Source organism: Streptomyces sp. NPDC054783 (assembly GCF_053611725.1).
Map to the genome: position 1 here is coordinate 45,591 of NZ_JBSHAY010000032.1, position 16,806 is coordinate 62,396.

Here is a 16,806-nt window from a genome sequence, read left to right on the forward strand (position 1 = left end):
GTCGGGACGGCGTACGTTCCCACGTCGGGACGACGTACGCTCACCGCAGCATGACCACCTCGCCGGACCCCTCTGCCCTGGACGAGCGGCTGAACGCGCTCGCACTCCAGCCGTTCCGGGCGCGGTTCCACCTGCGCGGACGGGACCGGGCGACCGCGGAGCTCAAGGGGCCGGCGACGATCCGGTGGCACGCCTACGACCTGATCGCCAAGCGGCTGGCGCCGGCCGAGCCGTACAAGGACGGCAAGCAGACGCCGTACCGCGGCCATCCGGTCTTCGTCGCGCAGCACGCGACCGCCACGTGCTGCCGGGGCTGTCTGGAGCGCTGGCACGGCATTCCCGAGGGGCGGGAGCTGACCCGTGCCGAGCATGTGTACGTGGTCGACGTGATCTGCCGGTGGATCGAGCGGGAGATGACGGGCGGGGCAGGGAGCGGTCCCGGCCCCGCCCGCAGGGGCTGATCAGAGCGTGGCCGAATTCTCGTGCCAGTGGCCGCCGCGCCTGCTGTGCGGGGCCATGAGGGACGAGCTGACCGGGGTCACGGTCCAGTCGGGGTGGCCCGGCATGCGCGGGGTCCTCGTGCCGTACAGCCAGTCCCGCAGGAAGCCGGACAGGTCCTGGCCGGAGACCTCCGAGGCGACCGCGATGTAGTCCTCCGTCGACGCCGAGGAGTTCCGGTACCGGTCCAGGAAGCCGCGCTCGACGGCGTGGAAGACGTCCTCGCCGACGACCTGCCGCAGCGCGTACAGGACCAGGACGCCGCCGGTGTAGCGCTGGCTGTCGAAGAGGTTGACGGCGTTCGGGGCGGCGACCGGGCCCGAGTCGTGGCGCCACTGGTCGCCGAGGCCGTAGGTGTACTTCATACGGTCCTCGAAGGTGCTGTAGCCGAGTGAGTCGGTCCAGCCTCGCTCGTAGCGGTACAGCAGCCCGTAGTAGTCGGCGTGGCCCTCGTTCAGCCACAGGTCGGCCCAGGTGGCGGGGCTGACCAGGTTGCCGAACCAGGAGTGGACCAGCTCGTGCATCATGTGCGAGCCGATCTTCTTCTCCTCCTGGAGCAGGAAGTTCGGCTTGTACAGGGTGAGGGTCTGGGTCTCCAGGCCGGTGAAGTCGAAGGCCTTCGGGTCGTCGGAGTTGCACGGCAGCAGTCCGTACGTCTCGAAGGGGAACGCCCCGAGCCGCTGCTCGATCCAGTCCACCAGTCCGGGGGTCAGCGCGAGCGCCGGTTCGAGGGCGGCGGCGCGGGCGGTCGGGACGACGTCGCGCAGCGGCAGCCCGTGCGGGCCCTGGCGGTCCTTGACGACATAGTCCCCGACCGTGATCTGCACCAGCTCGGTGGCCATCGGCTCCCGGGACTCGTAGGTGTACGCGGTCCGGCCGCCGTCGAGGCTCTCCGTGCCGGTGAGGAGGCCGTTGGCCACCGCGCGGAGCCCGTCCGGGACCGTGAGGCGGAAGGTGAAACGGGCCTTGTCCGACGGGTGGTCGTTGCACGGGAAGACGGTGTGCGCGGAGTTCGGCTGCGGGCAGATCGCGAAGCCGTCCGGGGTGGGCACCCAGGCCGTGTGTGCGAGCGTGCGGTGCGGGTCGGCCGAGTAGGTGACACAGACGGTGGCCGCCGCGTCCGCCGGGAGCGGCCGGGCGGGGGTGATCCGCAGTTTCTCGTCCGCCTGCTCCCAGCCGGCCGTCCGGCCGCAGACGGACACGGAGCGTATGTCCAGGCCGAGCGCGTCGAGGGAGAACCCGGTCAGCGCCCCGGTGGTGCGGATCCGCAGGGTGGCGGTGGCATCCACCCGCTGGGCCGTGGGGTCGTAGGCGAGGTCGAGGTGGTACGACGACACACGGTAGCCGTCATTGCCGAGGGCCGGGAAGACCGGGTCGCCGAGGGTCTCCGGGCCCGGCTCCCCCGTCCGCCTCACCGTGCCGGCCGCCCACGCCGGGGAGCCGACGGTCAGCGCCGCGGCCGTGCCGATCAGGGCGGCCGCCGGGGCCGTCACTCTGCTGCGATATCTCATGGTCCGCCTCCGCTCGGGCGGCCGGGTGGTCGGTCCGGCCGCCGGTCGTTGACGATCACCGTGGTCGGTGGTGATCGCTTGTCATGACCACTAAAGGCGGCTGCCGGTTGCACCGGCGCGGCACCTTTTCCGGCCAGGACCCCTGTCGAGCGGATCCCGATCACGAGATATCTTGATGTCGAGCAATGTTGCAGACGTGGAGCGGAGCACCCGGTGACTGACTCGACCATCATCTACACCTACACAGACGAGGCCCCGGCCCTGGCGACGCATTCGTTCCTGCCGGTGATCCAGGCGTACGCCTCGCAGGCCGGCGTGCCCGTGACCACCCGGGACATCTCGCTGGCCGGACGCATCATCGCCCACTTCCCGGAGTACCTGAACGAGGACCAGCGCATCCCGGACGCGCTGGCCGAGCTGGGTGACCTGGCCAAGACGCCCGCCGCCAACATCGTCAAGCTGCCGAACATCTCGGCGTCCATCCCGCAGCTGCGCGCCGCCGTCGCCGAGCTGCAGGGCAAGGGCTACGCGCTGCCGGACTACCCGGACGACCCGAAGACCGACGAGGAGCGCGAGATCCGCGCCCGCTACGACAAGGTCAAGGGCTCCGCCGTCAACCCGGTCCTGCGTGAGGGCAACTCCGACCGCCGTGCCCCGGCCTCGGTGAAGAACTACGCCAAGACCCACCCGCACCGCATGGGCGCCTGGACCCCCGAGTCCAAGACCAACGTGGCGACCATGGGCGAGAACGACTTCCGCTCCACCGAGAAGTCCGTCGTCGTAGCCGAGGACGGCGCGCTGAGGATCGAGCTGGTCGGCGAGGACGGCACCACCACCGTGCTGCGCGAGTCCGTGCCGGTGCTCAAGGACGAGGTCGTCGACGCCTCCGTCATGCACGTGGCCGAGCTGGAGCAGTTCCTCGCCGCGCAGGTCGCCCGGGCCAAGCAGGAGGGCGTCCTGTTCTCGGTGCACCTGAAGGCCACGATGATGAAGGTCTCCGACCCGATCATCTTCGGTCACGTGGTGCGCGCCTTCTTCCCGAAGACGTTCGCGAAGTACGGCGAGACCCTCAAGGCGGCCGGCCTCACCCCGAACGACGGCCTCGGCGGCATCCTCAAGGGCCTGGAGAACCTGCCCGAGGGCGCCGAGATCAAGGCCTCCTTCGACGCCGAGATCGCCGAGGGCCCGGCCCTGGCGATGGTCGACTCCGACAAGGGCATCACCAATCTGCACGTGCCCTCGGACGTCATCGTCGACGCCTCCATGCCGGCGATGATCCGCACCTCCGGCCACATGTGGGGCCCGGACGGCCAGGAGGCCGACACCCTCGCCGTCATCCCGGACTCCTCCTACGCCGGTGTCTACCAGGCCGCCATCGAGGACTGCCGGGCCAACGGCGCCTACGACCCGTCCACCATGGGCTCGGTCCCGAACGTCGGCCTGATGGCGCAGAAGGCCGAGGAGTACGGCTCCCACGACAAGACCTTCGAGATCCCGGCCGCGGGCACCGTCCGCCTGGTCGACCAGGCCGGCACCGTGCTCATCGAGCAGCCGGTCGCGCAGGGCGACATCTTCCGCGCCTGCCAGACCAAGGACGCCCCGATCCGCGACTGGGTCAAGCTGGCCGTGACCCGCGCCCGCGCCACCGGCGACCCGGCGGTGTTCTGGCTGGACGAGAACCGCGCCCACGACGCGCAGCTCATCGCGAAGGTCAGGCAGTACCTGCCGGAGCACGACACCGAGGGCCTGGACATCAAGATCCTGTCCCCGGTCGAGGCCACCAAGCTGTCGGTGGAGCGCATCCGCCGCGGCGAGAACACCATCTCCGTGACGGGCAACGTCCTGCGCGACTACCTGACCGACCTCTTCCCCATCCTGGAGCTGGGCACCAGCGCCAAGATGCTGTCGGTCGTCCCGCTGATGGCGGGCGGCGGCCTGTTCGAGACGGGCGCCGGCGGCTCCGCGCCGAAGCACGTCCAGCAGCTGGTCAAGGAGAACTACCTGCGCTGGGACTCCCTCGGTGAGTTCTTCGCGCTGGTCCCCTCCCTCGAGCAGTACGCGGCGGCCACGGGCAACACCCGCGCCAAGGTCCTCGCCGACACCCTCGACCGCGCCACGGCGACCTTCCTCAACGAGGACAAGTCCCCGACCCGGCGCGTCGGCGGCATCGACAACCGCGGCAGCCACTTCTACCTGTCCCTGTACTGGGCGCAGGAACTGGCCCGGCAGACCGACGACGCCGACCTGGCCAAGGCCTTCGCCCCGCTCGCCGAGACCCTCACCGCGAACGAGCAGACGATCGTGGACGAGCTGATCACCGTCCAGGGCAAGCCGGCCGACATCGGCGGCTACTACCAGGTCGACAAGGCCAAGGCGGACGCGGTCATGCGCCCGTCGGCCACCTGGAACGAGGCGCTGGCGTCCCTGGGCTAGTGCCTGCGGCGCCAGTGCCTGCGGCGCCTGAACCGCTCACCCGAGTGACCTCCGCCCCGGCCGGTATCCCCGCCGGGGCGGAGGCATGTCCGGGCACCGCCCCCGTGCAGGAGAGCGGACGGGCCGTCATCACTCGCGGGTGGCGATCAGCTCCTCCGCGTCCGCTTCCCCGAAGCCGTAGGCCCGCGCGACGAACCGGAAGTCGCCGCCTATCTCCTCGCGGGCCACCGTCCCGATCCCGCTCCCGGCGGCCTCGAACTCCGCCTCCAGTGCGTTGAACTCCTCGGTGGCGGCCTGCGTCAGCCGGTACAGCGCGGTCAGGTCGGCGGGCCGCTCGGCCTCGATCCGCGCACACAGGGCGAGCAGGATCGCCCGGCCCTCGTCCACGACGTGGTCCGGGAAGTACCCGTCCCGGTACAGCCCGTCCAGGAAGGCGTGCTGCGCCACCTGGGGATTGCTGATCGGCATGCTCCGGCCCCGCCCCTCGACCGGTGTCGTCGTGACACCTTGATCCTGCACCAGACCACTGACAACGCCCCCGGAGCCACCTGTGTCCTCCTTCGAACTCCTCCCCGGTGCCCCCGCCTCCCCCGTCCTGCTGCACGTGCCGCACTCGGCCCGGGCGATTCCGCAGGACGCGCGCCGCGGGATCGTGCTGGACGACGCCGCGCTGGAACGGGAGTTGGACCACATCACGGACGCCCACACGGCCGAGCTCGCCGAGCGGGCCGGGGATCTGGCCGCCGTCACGCCCTGGCGGTTCGTGAACCGGCTGTCCCGGCTGGTCGTGGACCCGGAGCGGTTCCCGGACGAGCGCGAGGAGATGACGGCCGTCGGCATGGGCGCCGTGTACACCCGGACCACGCACCGGAGCGAACTACGGTCCGCGGACACCGATCCGGAGCCGCTGCTGGCGCGGTACTTCCGGCCGTACGCGCAAGCCATGAGCGAGGCGGTCGCCGGACGGCTGGCGGCGGCCGGGCGGGCCGTGGTGATCGACGTGCACTCCTACCCGGCCGAGCCGCTCCCCTACGAGCTCCACGGCACCGGGCCACGTCCGCCGGTGTGCCTGGGGACGGACTCCTTCCACACCCCGGAAGGGCTCACGGAAGCGGCCCGTGAGGCCTTCGCGGGCGTCGGGGGGACGAGGCTGGACAGCCCGTTCGCCGGGACGTACGTACCGCTGGAGTTCTACGGCACCGACGCCCGGGTCACCGCCCTGATGGTGGAGATCCGCCGGGACACCTACATGGCGGAGCCGGGCGGACCGGCCGGGCCGGGCCTCGACCGCCTGGCCACAGCATTGGCCGCTCTGGTCAACGCGGCCTGAGCGCCCCGAGGGCGCGGGGCCGTATCAATGTGCGGCTCCGCCGCGTGGGCGCGACCAACCGCGAACGGCGCCGCACACGACCGACGCCCCGGAGCGGCACCCCGGTAGGCGCAAAGCCCTCCACCTGGACTACTCCGACGAGACAGCCGCCGCTGCCCGTACCAGGGTGGTGCGCATGACCGAGGAGACCACGCTCACCGGCCACGCCCCGCCGCCCGTACGGGACTGGCCCACCCCCGACCTGGACGGAACCGACTTCGACCCGGTCCTCGCCGGCCTGATGTGCGAGGGTCCGCTGACCCGGATCCGGCTGCCGTTCGGCGAGGGCTGGGCATGGCTGGCGACCCGCCACGACGACGTGAAGCTGATCACCAACGACCCGCGGTTCACCCGTACGGAGGTGACCCGCCGTCAGGTGACCCGGATGGCACCGAACTTCGCGCCCCGACCCGGCTCGCTCGCCTGGGCCGACCAGCCCGACCACAACCGGCTGCGCAAGCCGGTCGCGGGCGCCTTCACGGTGAGCGCCATGAAGCGGCTGCGGCCCCGTGCGCAGGAGATCCTGGACGAGCTGGTGGACGGTGTCGTACGGGACGGGCCGCCGGCCGATCTGATCGAGCGGGTGCTGGAGCCGTTCCCGCTCACCGTGGTCAGCGAGGTGATGGGCGTGGCCGCCGCAGACCGGGCGCAGGTGCACGCCTGGACCCGGGAGATCATCTCCACCAACGGGGCCGAGGCGGCCGGACGGGCCAAGGAGGGCCTGTACGGGTGGATCACCACGACCGTCCGGGCCCGGGCAGAGAGCCGGGGCGAGGACGTCTACTCGATGCTGGGCGGGGCCGTGGCGCGCGGGGAGATCAGCGAGGAGGAGGCCGTCGGGCTGGCCGGACCGCTGCAGATCGGCGGCGAGGCCGTCACGCACAACTGCGGGCAGATGCTGTACCTGATGCTGACCCGGCCGGAGCTGATGGAGCGGATGCGGGCGCGCCCCGAGGCCCGCGGCCCCGTGCTGGACGAGCTGTTCCGGTGGATCCCGCACCGCAGCTCGGTCGGGCTCGCCCGGATCGCGCTGGAGGACGTGGAGATCGCCGGCCACCGGATCGCCGCGGGCGAGCCGGTCTACGTCTCCTACCTCGCCGCCAACCGTGACCCGGCCGTCTTCCCGGACCCGGACCGCATCGACCCCGACCGTGATCCGAACCCGCACGTGGCCTTCGGCAACGGCCCGCACTTCTGCACCGGCACGCTGCTCGCCCGGCTGCAGACCGAGCTGCTGGTGGACAGCCTGCTGGACCGGCTGCCCGGGCTGCGGCTCGCGGTGCCGGCCGAGGAGGTGCGCTGGCGGCACCGGACGATGATCCGCGGGCCGCGGACGCTGCCCGTGACCTGGCTCGCCTGAGCGGGTCACGCCCGCAGCCACTCCGTGACGATCACCTCCGCGCCGGTCCGCAGCCTGAGGGCGAACGGGCCGGCCGGTGGTGTGTCACTGGTGAAGCGGCCGAGGGTGTCGGCCGTGACCGGGCGGGCGGTCTGCGGGCCGCCGAGCACCTCGATGCGCGCGGACTGCGGCGGCAGCACCTGGCCGATCAGCCCGTCCTCGGTGACCTCGACGTCGACGGTGACCTCGCCCGCGCTGAACGTCAGCATCCGCGGGGCGTCCGGCACGCCCCTGACCGGCAGCGCGTCCACGAGCGAGTCGAAGGTCAGCTCGGCGATTCTCGCGTCCAGGTCGTGCAACGCGTAGGCGTCCAGGGCAAGTTGGAGCAGAACGTCCGGTACCGGGTCGAGGACCGCGGCCGTCTGGCGCAGCTCCTCCTCCAGCAGGGAGTCCGTCAACTCCTCGTCCGTCGCGCCCGGTTCCGGGAACCGATGGTCGTCGTTCACGCCGCACCCCGTGCGTCCATCCGGGCCCGCAGCCGGCGCAGACAGCGCTGGCGCAGCGGTCCGATGCTGCCGACCGCGATACCGAGCGCGGCCGAGATCTCGCCGTAGCTGGGCGGTGGGGAGGCCACCAGCACACGCAGCAGCTGCCGGCAGCGCTCCCCCATTCCGTCCAGCTCCTGCCACAGGCGGCGTAACCGCTCGGCCCGGTCCGCCGCCTCCTCCGAATCGATCACCGACTCCTCCGGGGTCCGGTCGTCGCTGGCCCGGTCCAGCACCCGCGGATCGTCCGTCAGGGTCAGCCGGGTCAGGCTCTTGAGCACTTTCAGGCACTCGTGGCGGGCCGTACTGGCCAGCCAGGCACCCGCTTTGTCGGGCTCGCGGATCCGGCCGAGGTGCTGGGCGAAGCGGAACCACACGGTCTGGTAGACCTCGTGCCCGTCGGCATCGGAGAGCCGGTGTGCGCGCACGACCGACCACACCAGCGGACTCATCCCTTCCACCAGCGCCTTCCAGGCCGCGGCGTCCCCGTCGACGGCGGACCGGACCAGCGCGCCGACCTCTGTTCGGTCCACGGCTCCACCCCTCGTGTACGGCACGTCATCGTACGCCGCGGAGTGGAGCGTTCCGCACCTCATGCGGGCACGGCCGGGGCCACGACCGGGACCGGGCGCCAGGTGGCCGGCCGGAGCGCCGGGACGAGCGCCCCGCGCACCTCGGCGGTGTCCGTCGTGGCCGCGAGCAGCCGGGTGAGCGCGGTACGCGGGTCGCGCTCCCCGTGCGCCGCCATCCGGGCGGCGACGACGCCCGCGGCGACCGGGGTGGCGAAGGAGGTGCCGCTCCACTGCGCGAGGCCGTCGAACATCACCTGGTCCGGCTTGGCCCCGGTGCTCTCCCGGTCCTCGCTCAACACGCCGGTGTGGCGCGGGAACTGGCAGGTGCACGGGTAGTCGAAGCCGAACCGGCAGGCGTCGTAGGTGGAGTGCTGGTAGACGTACGGCACGGGTGTGTCGAAGCCGGTGAGGGCGCTGGTGAGGCGCTCGCCGGGGGCGTGGACCCGCACCCAGGGGCCGTGGTTGCTGAAGCAGGCCTCGCCGTCGCCGTCCGCGCGCAGCGCGCCGACCGACAGCACGCTGTCGGCGTACTCGGGCAGCGCGGCGTAGGCGGCGGGCCAGAACGGCGTGTCGCTGGCGTTGTTCCCGGCGGCGGCCACCAGCAGGGTGCGCTGCTCGCGCAGTTCGCGCATGAAGGCGTCCAGGCCGATCGGTCCGTCGCCGCTCCCGGTCGTGGTGCCGGCGGAGAGGCTGATGATGTCGGGCCAGCCGCCCTGGTCGACCGCATCGAGGAGCCGGGCGCCGAACTCGGACTCCAGGATCGCCCCGGCGTCGTTCAGGGTGCCGCGGACGGTGATGTCGGTGCTGGGCGCGACGGCCGCGAGGATTCCGGCGATGAACGTGCCGTGGCCGACGTACTGGCGCAGCACTCCGTCGGCGTCGGTCTCGGCCGTCTGGGCGTCGCCCGTGGTGTGGGCGAGCAGCGGGTAGGAGCGGTGGTCGTGGACCAGGCCGGTGTCGATCACGAGGACACGGACGGCGGCGTCGGCGTCGTAACCGCCGTCGGCGGCGGCCGGGTTGGCCGACCGGGTGCGCGCGACGGGCACCGGCTCGTCGCCGGGGCAGGCGTTGACCGCGATGTGCACCACGTGGTTGCGGCCCACCAGCCGGCGGCCCCGGCGGTCCTCGGCCTCCCGCAGGGCGCGCAGCGCGTGCGGGACGGTGTCGTCGCCGGAACCCGGGTCGCCGGTGCGGATGCGGGTGACGCCGGTGCGGTTGCTCTCCGGGCCGTCCCGCCGCACGTGCGCGGGGTCCAGGCCCTCGGTAGCAGTGAAGTGGGCGCGCACGGCGTCCTCGACGACCCGGGCCTCCGCGCCGTCCCGGGCCAGGACGACGCCCTTCTCGTAGAGGAAGTGGGTGTCCTCCTCCGGCCCCATGGCCAGGGATACGTCCGGCATGGAGCGCTGGATGTGCTCGAACTGCTCGTGGAACCGCTGTGGAGCCATGACCTGTCCTCCCCCTGAAGACGGTGTTCGACAGTGAGAGCCGCGGGACCACCGTCTGATACAGCAGGCCACTACCATGCGAGACGTGACGGCGGGAAGCGAGTCGGTTCTCGAACTGCTGCCCCTGGTGTTCGCCGACCCGGGCGAGGCCCGGGCACGCGCGGAACAGGTGCTGGGGGCCTCTCCGCCGCCGCTGCACGCCAGCGTCGCCCACCAGGTGCTCGGCATCTGGCAGCGGGACTTCGGGGATCTGCGGATCGCGCTCAGGCATCTGCGCCGGGCCCGGGACCTGGCAGCGCGCGCCGAGTCGGCCGACCGCGAGGCGGACGTGCTCGCCACGCTCGGGGTCGCACTGGTGCACGCGGGGCGCACGCGACAGGGGCTCACCTCCTTCGAGCGCGGGGTCGCCCGGGGCAGCGGGCACACCCGGGCCCGGGTGCTGTACCGGCGGGCGTACGTGTGGTGGGTGCTGGGGCGTCACCGGGAGGCGCTGGAGGACGTACGGCGGGCGCTGCCGGTGCTGCGGCAGCTCGGCGACGACATCTGGACCGCGCGGGCGCTGACCCTGCGGGCCACCGTCCATCTGGCGCTCGGCGCGGTGGACCGGGCGGTCGCGGACTTCACGGCGGCGGAGGGGCTGTGGGACACCACCGGCCAGGAGCACGACAAGGCCGACGCCGTGGAGAGCCGCGGGCTTGCCGCGTTCCGGTCCGGGGACATCCCGGCGGCGCTGCGGCTGCTGGACGAGGCCGAGGAGCGGTACGCCAAACTCGGCACCCCCACCTACATGTTGTCCCTGCGCCGCTGCGAGGTGCTGATGGCGGCCGGGCTCGCCCCGGAGGCGCTGGCCGAGGCGGACGCGACGATCGCGCTGCTGGACCGGATCGGCGGGCAGTCCACCCGCAAGGCCGAGCTGCTGCTGGCCGCCGCGCGTGCCGCCCGCACGGTCGGGGACGCGCACACCGCCGTGGCCCGCGCCGCGGTCGCCGTACGGCTGTTCGCCGCGCAGCGCCGGATGTGGTGGGAGCAGCATGCCCGGCTGGTGCTGATCGAGGCGCGGGTGGCGGCCGGGCGCCGCTCGGGGCGGCTGGTGGCGGACGCGGCGGCGGTCGCCGGGAAGCTGGCCTCCTTCGGCTCGCCCGCCGCACCGGAGGCCTCCCTGCTCGCGGGCCGGATCGCGCTCGCGCTGGGCTGGACCGCCGACGCCGAACGGCATCTGGCGGTGGCCGCGCGCAGCCGGTACGGCGGCCCGCCGCCGGCCCGGGTGACGGGCTGGGCGGCACAGGCGCTCCGGGCGCGCGCGGCCGGGTCCCGGCGGGGCGTGCTGGAGGCATGCCGGCGCGGCCTGGAGGTGCTGGACGACCACCGGATGACGCTCGGCGCCCCGGAGTTGCGGGCGCACGCCACCGCGCAGGGCGCCGAACTGGCCGCGCTGGCCCAGGAGGTGAGCCTCGCGCACGGCTCACCGCGCCGGCTGCTGCAGTGGAGCGAGCGCTGGCGGGCGACCGTGCTGTCCGCGCCGCCCACCCGGCCGCCCGCCGATCCGGCGCTGCTCAGCGGCCTGACCGCCTACCGGGAGATCGCGGCCCGCGCCGAGGAGGCCCGGATGGAGGGCCGTCCGGTGCCCGCGCTGGAGCGCGAACAACGGCGCCTGGAACGGGCGATCCGCTCCCGCACCCACCACATACGCGGCTCCGCCCCGCACGAGGGCGACCGCTTCGACACGGCCCGGCTGCTGGACCGGCTCGGCGAGGCGCGCCTGGTCGAACTCGCCGTGGTCGACGGGCGGGTGCACGTCCTGCTGTGCGGGCAGGGCCGGGTACGGCGGTTCACCGGCGGCCCGCTGACCGAGGCGGTGGCGGAGGCCGAGTACGTGCAGGCCGGGCTGCGGCGCCTTGCCCACCCCGGCGCCGAGGCCCGGCTGCCGCTGGTGGAGGCCGCGGGCCTGCGCCTGCAGGAACTGCTGCTGGGCGGGGCCGTACCGCATCTGGGGTCGGGCCCGGTGGCGGTCGTGCCGCCGGGGGCGCTGCACCGGGTGCCGTGGGCACTGCTGCCGGCGCTGCGGGACCGGGTGCTCAGCGTGTCTCCGTCGGCGGGCAGCTGGCTGCGCGCCCGCGAGACCGAGCCGCCGCCGGGCGGCCGGCATGTGCTGGTGCGCGGACCGGGTCTCGCGTCCGGCGGCGCGGAGGTACCGGAACTGGCCGCCCACTACGGCGCGGCGACGATCCTGGAAGGCGACGACGCCCAGGTCCCGCGGGTCCTGGAACACCTCGACGGGGCGGCCCTCGCGCACCTCGCGGCCCACGGTACGTTCCGCGCCGACAGCCCCCTGTTCTCCGCCCTCCGCATGGCCGACGGCCCGCTGATCGTGCACGACTTCGAACGGCTCACCCGCAGCCCGTACCGGATCATCCTCTCCAGCTGCGACACGGCCCGCCTCGCCTCCGTCGGCGCCGACGAACTCCTCGGTCTGGTCACCGCGTTGCTGCCGCTCGGCACGGCCGGGGTGGTGGCGAGCAGCGCCCCCGTCAACGACGCGGCCGTGGTCCCCCTGATGCTCGCCCTGCACAAGGGCCTGGGCTCTGGACTGTCCTTGGCGGAGGCACTTCGGGACGCGCGCGCCACCCTGCCCGAGGACCCGGTCCACCAGGCGACGGGCTGGGCGTTCGCGGCGTTCGGGGCGGCGTAGGCCCTTACGCGGACTCGCACAGCCACGGCAGCGCTCCCCGGTCTCCCGTGCCGAGCCTGCTGTACGCGCTGTACAGGTGGTTCCCCACCGTCCGCACGGACAGGGTCAGCCGCTCGGCGATCTCCCGGTTGCTGAGCCCTGCCGCGGCCAGCGTCACGATCTGCCGCTGCCGGGCCGTCAGTTCACCGAGCACCAGCCCGGCCAGGGCGGGCGTCCGCGCCCCCTGGCACCGACGCGCGAGCGCGACCGCCCGGGTGCGGGACACCCGCACGGCCCGCGGATCCCGGTGGACCCGTACGGCCTGGGCGTACGCCTCGGCCGCGAACAGCCGGAAGCCACGCTCCGCCAGGCCCTCGGCGGCCCGGTCCAGTCCGGACCCGTCCTCCCGCGCCAGCGCTTCGGCGTGCCGCGCGAACACGCTGCCGGCGGGCAACTGCCCGGCGACCCGCTCGGGTTCACCGCGGCGTACGGCGGCGTAGCGGGTGTACGCATCATCGCCGCCCGTCTCCTCCACCTCGCCGCCGGCCAGTCGGAGCTCGGCAAGGCATCCCGGGTCTCCCGGCGCACCCCGCAGCCCCTCCCGAGCCCAGGCGGCGGCGTCGCGCACCTCTCCCCGCAGCCGGGCGAACCGGGCACGGACGGCGGCGTACCCGGCGGGGAGTGTGGCGCCCTCCCCGGCCAGCCACTCCCCCACCGGCGTCGGCACCGGCCGGACGTCCAGCCGCTCCATCCGCCCCACCAGGGCCTGCAGTTCGGCCTCCAGGGCCGGACCGTGGTCGTGAGGAGCGCTGGTCAACCGACGGGCGCGCAGGCGGCCGGCCGTGGCCCGCAGGGCCGGCCCGTGCAGGGGATCGGCGAGGGTGACGCCGCCCTGGTCGTCGACGTGGATCAGCCCGTCCGCCTCCAGGCGCTCCAGGACCTCCAGGTCGAGGTCTTCCCGCGACGGCGACAAGGGCAGCGGCTCGGCGAACGCCAGCCGTTCCAGCGTGTCCCGCTCTCCGGGGCCGGAGTGCTCCAGTACCGGGGCGAGTCGCTCCCGTACGGCCGCGGTGACCGGCAGCGGTCCCCGCCAGGCCCGCTCCTGCGTTCCCGGAACGGGAGCCAGCCGCCCGGCCGTGCCGAGCGCGGCGACCAGGTCGCGCAGCAGCCGCAGATCGCCCCGGCACATCCGGTGCAGGCGGCGGACGGTGAGCGGTTCCAGCCCGGCGGCGGCGAGCAGCTGGGCGACGTCCTCGCAGGGCAGCGGTTCGAGGGCCAGCCGGGGCAGGAGCTCCCCGGTCCACAGCCGGGACACCGCGCCGGGCGCGGGCACACCGTCCACCGCGGCCACGACCAGCCGGGTGCGGCCGTGCACGGCCAGCTGGTGGACGAGGGCGGCGGAGGCCTCGTCCAGCAGATGGGCGTCGTCCACGACCAGGAGCCGTACGCCGGACAGGATCCGCACCGCGCGGTGCAGCGAGACGGTGTCGGGCAGCAGGTGGGCGAACGCCGCGAAGGGCAGGCCCTGGACCTCGGGCGTGCCGGTGACCAGGGCGTGCTCCGTGCCCCGGACCGCCTCGGTGATCAGCCGGGTCTTGCCGTGGCCGGCCGGTGCGGTCACCACGATGCCGGGCCGGCCGCCGGCCGACGAGGCGCGCACCAGCTCCAGTTCGTCCTCCCGGCCGGTGAACGGCCAGGGCAGCTCCAGCGTCTTCGCGTCCTGCTCGTAGGTCCTCACATCATGCAGAGCGCGCGTACTCAGGTTTGATACAGGGCGACTTGAGTAGCCCCCGACTCAGGCGCCCGGCCGCGGTGGGCGGGCATGGTGGCCGCATGACCCGACGCCTCTGCTCGCTCCCGCGGCAGCCGGCCCCGTGCTTCGCACCGGGGCTGACCGCCGAACGGCTGGGCGCGCTGCTCGCCGGACGGCGGATGTGGGTCGGCGGCACGGTGCTGCACTACGCCTTCGCCGACGCGGGCGACGGTTCCGCGGCCTCGGTGATCCCGGTCCCGGGCACCGGTGAGCTGCGCCGGGTGCCCTGGGCCGGCGGCGAGGAGCAGCGCGACGTGGTCCGCGACGCCTTCCGCGAGTGGCAGGGGCTCGGCATCGGCGTCACGTTCGCCGAGGTCGGCGACCGGCGCGAGGCGGAGCTGCGGATCGGGTTCCAGGCCGGCGGCGGTTCCTGGTCGGCGGTGGGCCGGGAGGCGCTGTCGGCCGGCCGCAACGAGCGCACCATGAACCTGGGCTGGGACGTGACCGGGCCCGGGGAGCGCGGGACGGTCCTGCACCAGATCGGGCACGCGCTCGGCATGGTGCACGAGCACCAGAGCCCGTACGCCGGGCTCCACTGGGACGACGAGGCCGTGTACGCCGAGCTGGCGGGCCCGCCGAACTTCTGGAGCCGGGAGACGACGTACACCAACGTCCTGTGCGAGCTGGACGCCGCCGAGGCGAGCTGCTCGGTGTGGGACCCGCAGTCGGTGATGACGTTCCCGTTCGGGCCGGGGCTGGTGCTGGAGCCGGAGCAGTACCGCGGGGGGCTGTCTCCGTCCGGTGGACCGTCCCCGGCCGACAAGGAGTTCGTGCTGCGCTGGTATCCGCCCGCCGGCCCGGCGGGGCCGGCCGCGCTGGTGCCGTTCCGGTCGGCACCGCTCGGTCTCGGACCGGGCGAACAGGCCGATTTCACCGTCGAGCCGCCGGAGACCCGCGACTACACCGTGGGCACCTTCGGCGACGCCGACACCGTGCTCGTGGTCTTCGAGGAGCGCGACGGGGTGCCGCGCTTCCTCGCCGGCCACGACGACGGCGGCACGCCGGACAACGCCGCCGTCCGGGTGCGGCTCGTCAGGGGCCGCCGCTATGTCGTCCGCGTCCGTCTGTACTCCTCGTGGGGGGCGGGAGAGACGGCGGTCATGTGCTGGTGAGCACACGCTGACGACACACCCCAAGGTCCGGCACCGGGGGAGCGGCCGTGGACGTCACCTACGGGGGAGGTGACGTCCACGGCCACGCCGGTGTGCGGACGCCGGTTCACGACGCGGCCCCCTCGGACGGGGCGGTGGTGCCGGCGTCGGGGTGGGCGAGGCCGAGGTGGTCGCGCAGGGTCGTGCCCGCGTAGTCGGCGCGGAAGACGCCCTGTTCCTGGAGCAGGGGTACGACCTTGTCGGCGAAGGGGTCGAGGCCGCCGGGGGTGATGTGCGGCACGAGGATGAAGCCGTCGGAGGCGTCCGCCTGCACGAAGTCGTCGATGGTCCGCGCGACGGTGGCCGGGGAGCCGACGAAGGTCTGCCGGTTGCCGGTGTTGATGACCAGGTCGCGGATGGACCACTTGTTGGCCTCGGCGAGCTGCCGCCACTCGCGGGCGATGGCGATCGGGTCCCGGTACATCCGCACCTGGGCGCGGCCCCGGGAGATGTGCTCCTCGCTCACCACCGGGTCGACGTCGGGCAGCGGGCCCTCCGGGTCGTGGGCCGACAGGTCCCGGTTCCAGACGAACTCCAGGTGCTTGATGGCGGTGGCGCCGCTGACCTGCTGCCGGCGCACCTCGCGGGCGAGTTCGGCGGCCTCATGGTCGGTGTCGCCGAGGACGAAGGTGGCGGCGGGCAGGATGAGGAGCTGGTCGGGGCGGCGGCCGTACTTGGCGAGGCGGGACTTGACGTCGGTGTAGAAGGCCTGGCCCTCCTTCAGCGTGGAGTAGCGGCTGAAGATCGCGTCCGCGTCGGACGCCGCGAACTCACGGCCCTCCTCCGAGTCGCCGGCCTGGAAGATCACCGGGCGGCCCTGCGGGGAGCGCGGGACGTTGAACCGGCCGTGGATGTCGAAGTGCTGCCCCCGGTGGACGAAGGCGCCGGCCCGGGCGTCGCGGAGGAAGGTGCCGGTGGCCTGGTCGGCGAGGATCTCGTCGCCGCGCCAGGAGTCGAAGAGTTCGTGCGCGGTGGCCAGGAACTCCTTGGCACGGGAGTAGCGCTCCTCCTGCGGCAGGAAGCCGCCGCGGCGGAAGTTCTCGCCGGTGAAGGCGTCCCAGGAGGTGACGACGTTCCACGCGGAGCGGCCGCCGGAGAGGTGGTCGAGGCTGGCGAACTGGCGGGCCACCTCGTACGGCTCGTTGAAGGTGGAGTTGATGGTGCCGGTCAGGCCGAGCCGGTCGGTGACGGCGGCCAGTGCGGCCAGCACGGTGAAGGTGTCGGGGCGGCCGACGACGTCCAGGTCGTAGATCCTGCCGCCCTGTTCGCGCAGCCTGAGTCCCTCGGCGAGGAACAGGAAGTCGAACTTGGCGCGTTCGGCGGTCCGCGCGAAGTGCGCGAAGGAGCTGAACTCGATGTGACTGCCCGCGGCGGGGTCGCTCCACACCGTCGTGTTGTTGACGCCCGGGAAGTGGGCGGCCAGGTGGATCTGCTTCAGCGGCTTGCTCATGGGTGCGGTCGT

The 16,806-nt window shown here is 73.5% G+C and carries 13 protein-coding genes; 6 read left to right on the forward strand and 7 right to left on the reverse strand.

Annotated elements, in window-relative coordinates; all coding sequences use genetic code 11:
* Positions 1-50: 50 nt before the first annotated feature.
* Complete coding sequence (locus tag ACWGJ5_RS37330) at positions 51-461, forward strand: DUF4186 domain-containing protein (protein WP_453314065.1); 411 nt, start codon at positions 51-53, stop codon at positions 459-461.
* Here the strand turns inward: ACWGJ5_RS37330 and ACWGJ5_RS37335 are convergent, their stop codons facing one another.
* Complete coding sequence (locus ACWGJ5_RS37335; protein WP_453314066.1) at positions 462-2,009, reverse strand: M1 family metallopeptidase; 1,548 nt, start codon at positions 2,007-2,009, stop codon at positions 462-464.
* Positions 2,010-2,222: 213 nt separating this feature from the next.
* On the opposite strand from ACWGJ5_RS37335, the gene ACWGJ5_RS37340 reads away from it, so the two are divergent.
* On the forward strand, positions 2,223-4,442 hold the full coding sequence (locus ACWGJ5_RS37340; RefSeq protein ID WP_453314067.1) for an NADP-dependent isocitrate dehydrogenase: 2,220 nt from the start codon (positions 2,223-2,225) through the stop codon (positions 4,440-4,442).
* A 129-nt stretch (positions 4,443-4,571) separates the two neighbouring features.
* Here the strand turns inward: ACWGJ5_RS37340 and ACWGJ5_RS37345 are convergent, their stop codons facing one another.
* On the reverse strand, positions 4,572-4,910 hold the full coding sequence (locus ACWGJ5_RS37345) for a DUF5713 family protein (protein ID WP_453314068.1): 339 nt from the start codon (positions 4,908-4,910) through the stop codon (positions 4,572-4,574).
* 82 nt (positions 4,911-4,992) lie between these two features.
* Here ACWGJ5_RS37345 and ACWGJ5_RS37350 point away from each other — a divergent pair, with 82 nt between their 5' ends.
* Both ACWGJ5_RS37350 and ACWGJ5_RS37355 read left to right on the forward strand, forming a co-directional pair.
* Entirely contained in the window at positions 4,993-5,772 is a 780-nt protein-coding gene (locus ACWGJ5_RS37350; protein WP_453314069.1) for an N-formylglutamate amidohydrolase, read from the forward strand.
* Between the two features lie 175 nt (positions 5,773-5,947).
* Entirely contained in the window at positions 5,948-7,171 is a 1,224-nt protein-coding gene (locus ACWGJ5_RS37355) for a cytochrome P450 (protein WP_453314070.1), read from the forward strand.
* A gap of 5 nt (positions 7,172-7,176) precedes the next feature.
* Here ACWGJ5_RS37355 and ACWGJ5_RS37360 read toward each other — a convergent pair whose 3' ends face one another.
* From ACWGJ5_RS37360 to ACWGJ5_RS37370, 3 genes are read right to left on the reverse strand one after another with little or no spacing between them, the layout of a single operon-like run.
* On the reverse strand, positions 7,177-7,656 hold the full coding sequence (locus tag ACWGJ5_RS37360) for a hypothetical protein (protein WP_453314071.1): 480 nt from the start codon (positions 7,654-7,656) through the stop codon (positions 7,177-7,179).
* Complete coding sequence (locus ACWGJ5_RS37365; RefSeq protein WP_453314072.1) at positions 7,653-8,291, reverse strand: RNA polymerase sigma factor; 639 nt, start codon at positions 8,289-8,291, stop codon at positions 7,653-7,655. Before ACWGJ5_RS37365 ends, ACWGJ5_RS37360 begins: the two co-directional genes overlap by 4 nt.
* Positions 8,288-9,712 carry a S8 family peptidase gene (locus ACWGJ5_RS37370; protein ID WP_453314073.1) on the reverse strand — a complete coding sequence of 475 codons (1,425 nt, stop codon included), beginning with the start codon at positions 9,710-9,712 and terminating at the stop codon, positions 8,288-8,290. Before ACWGJ5_RS37370 ends, ACWGJ5_RS37365 begins: the two co-directional genes overlap by 4 nt.
* Positions 9,713-9,788: 76 nt before the next feature.
* On the opposite strand from ACWGJ5_RS37370, the gene ACWGJ5_RS37375 reads away from it, so the two are divergent.
* Complete coding sequence (locus ACWGJ5_RS37375) at positions 9,789-12,401, forward strand: CHAT domain-containing protein (protein WP_453314074.1); 2,613 nt, start codon at positions 9,789-9,791, stop codon at positions 12,399-12,401.
* Positions 12,402-12,405: 4 nt separating this feature from the next.
* On the opposite strand, the gene ACWGJ5_RS37380 is transcribed toward ACWGJ5_RS37375, so the two are convergent.
* The gene (locus ACWGJ5_RS37380) at positions 12,406-14,118 is read right to left on the reverse strand and encodes a LuxR family transcriptional regulator AbsR2 (RefSeq protein ID WP_453314075.1); all 1,713 of its coding nucleotides are present in this window, start codon (positions 14,116-14,118) and stop codon (positions 12,406-12,408) included.
* A 95-nt stretch (positions 14,119-14,213) separates the two neighbouring features.
* On the opposite strand from ACWGJ5_RS37380, the gene absR1 reads away from it, so the two are divergent.
* Positions 14,214-15,305: a beta-glucuronidase AbsR1 gene (absR1, locus tag ACWGJ5_RS37385; RefSeq protein ID WP_453314076.1), complete on the forward strand. Its 1,092-nt coding sequence runs from the start codon at positions 14,214-14,216 to the stop codon at positions 15,303-15,305.
* Between the two features lie 106 nt (positions 15,306-15,411).
* Here absR1 and ACWGJ5_RS37390 read toward each other — a convergent pair whose 3' ends face one another.
* Complete coding sequence (locus ACWGJ5_RS37390; RefSeq protein ID WP_453314077.1) at positions 15,412-16,794, reverse strand: NtaA/DmoA family FMN-dependent monooxygenase; 1,383 nt, start codon at positions 16,792-16,794, stop codon at positions 15,412-15,414.
* Positions 16,795-16,806 lie beyond the last annotated feature (12 nt).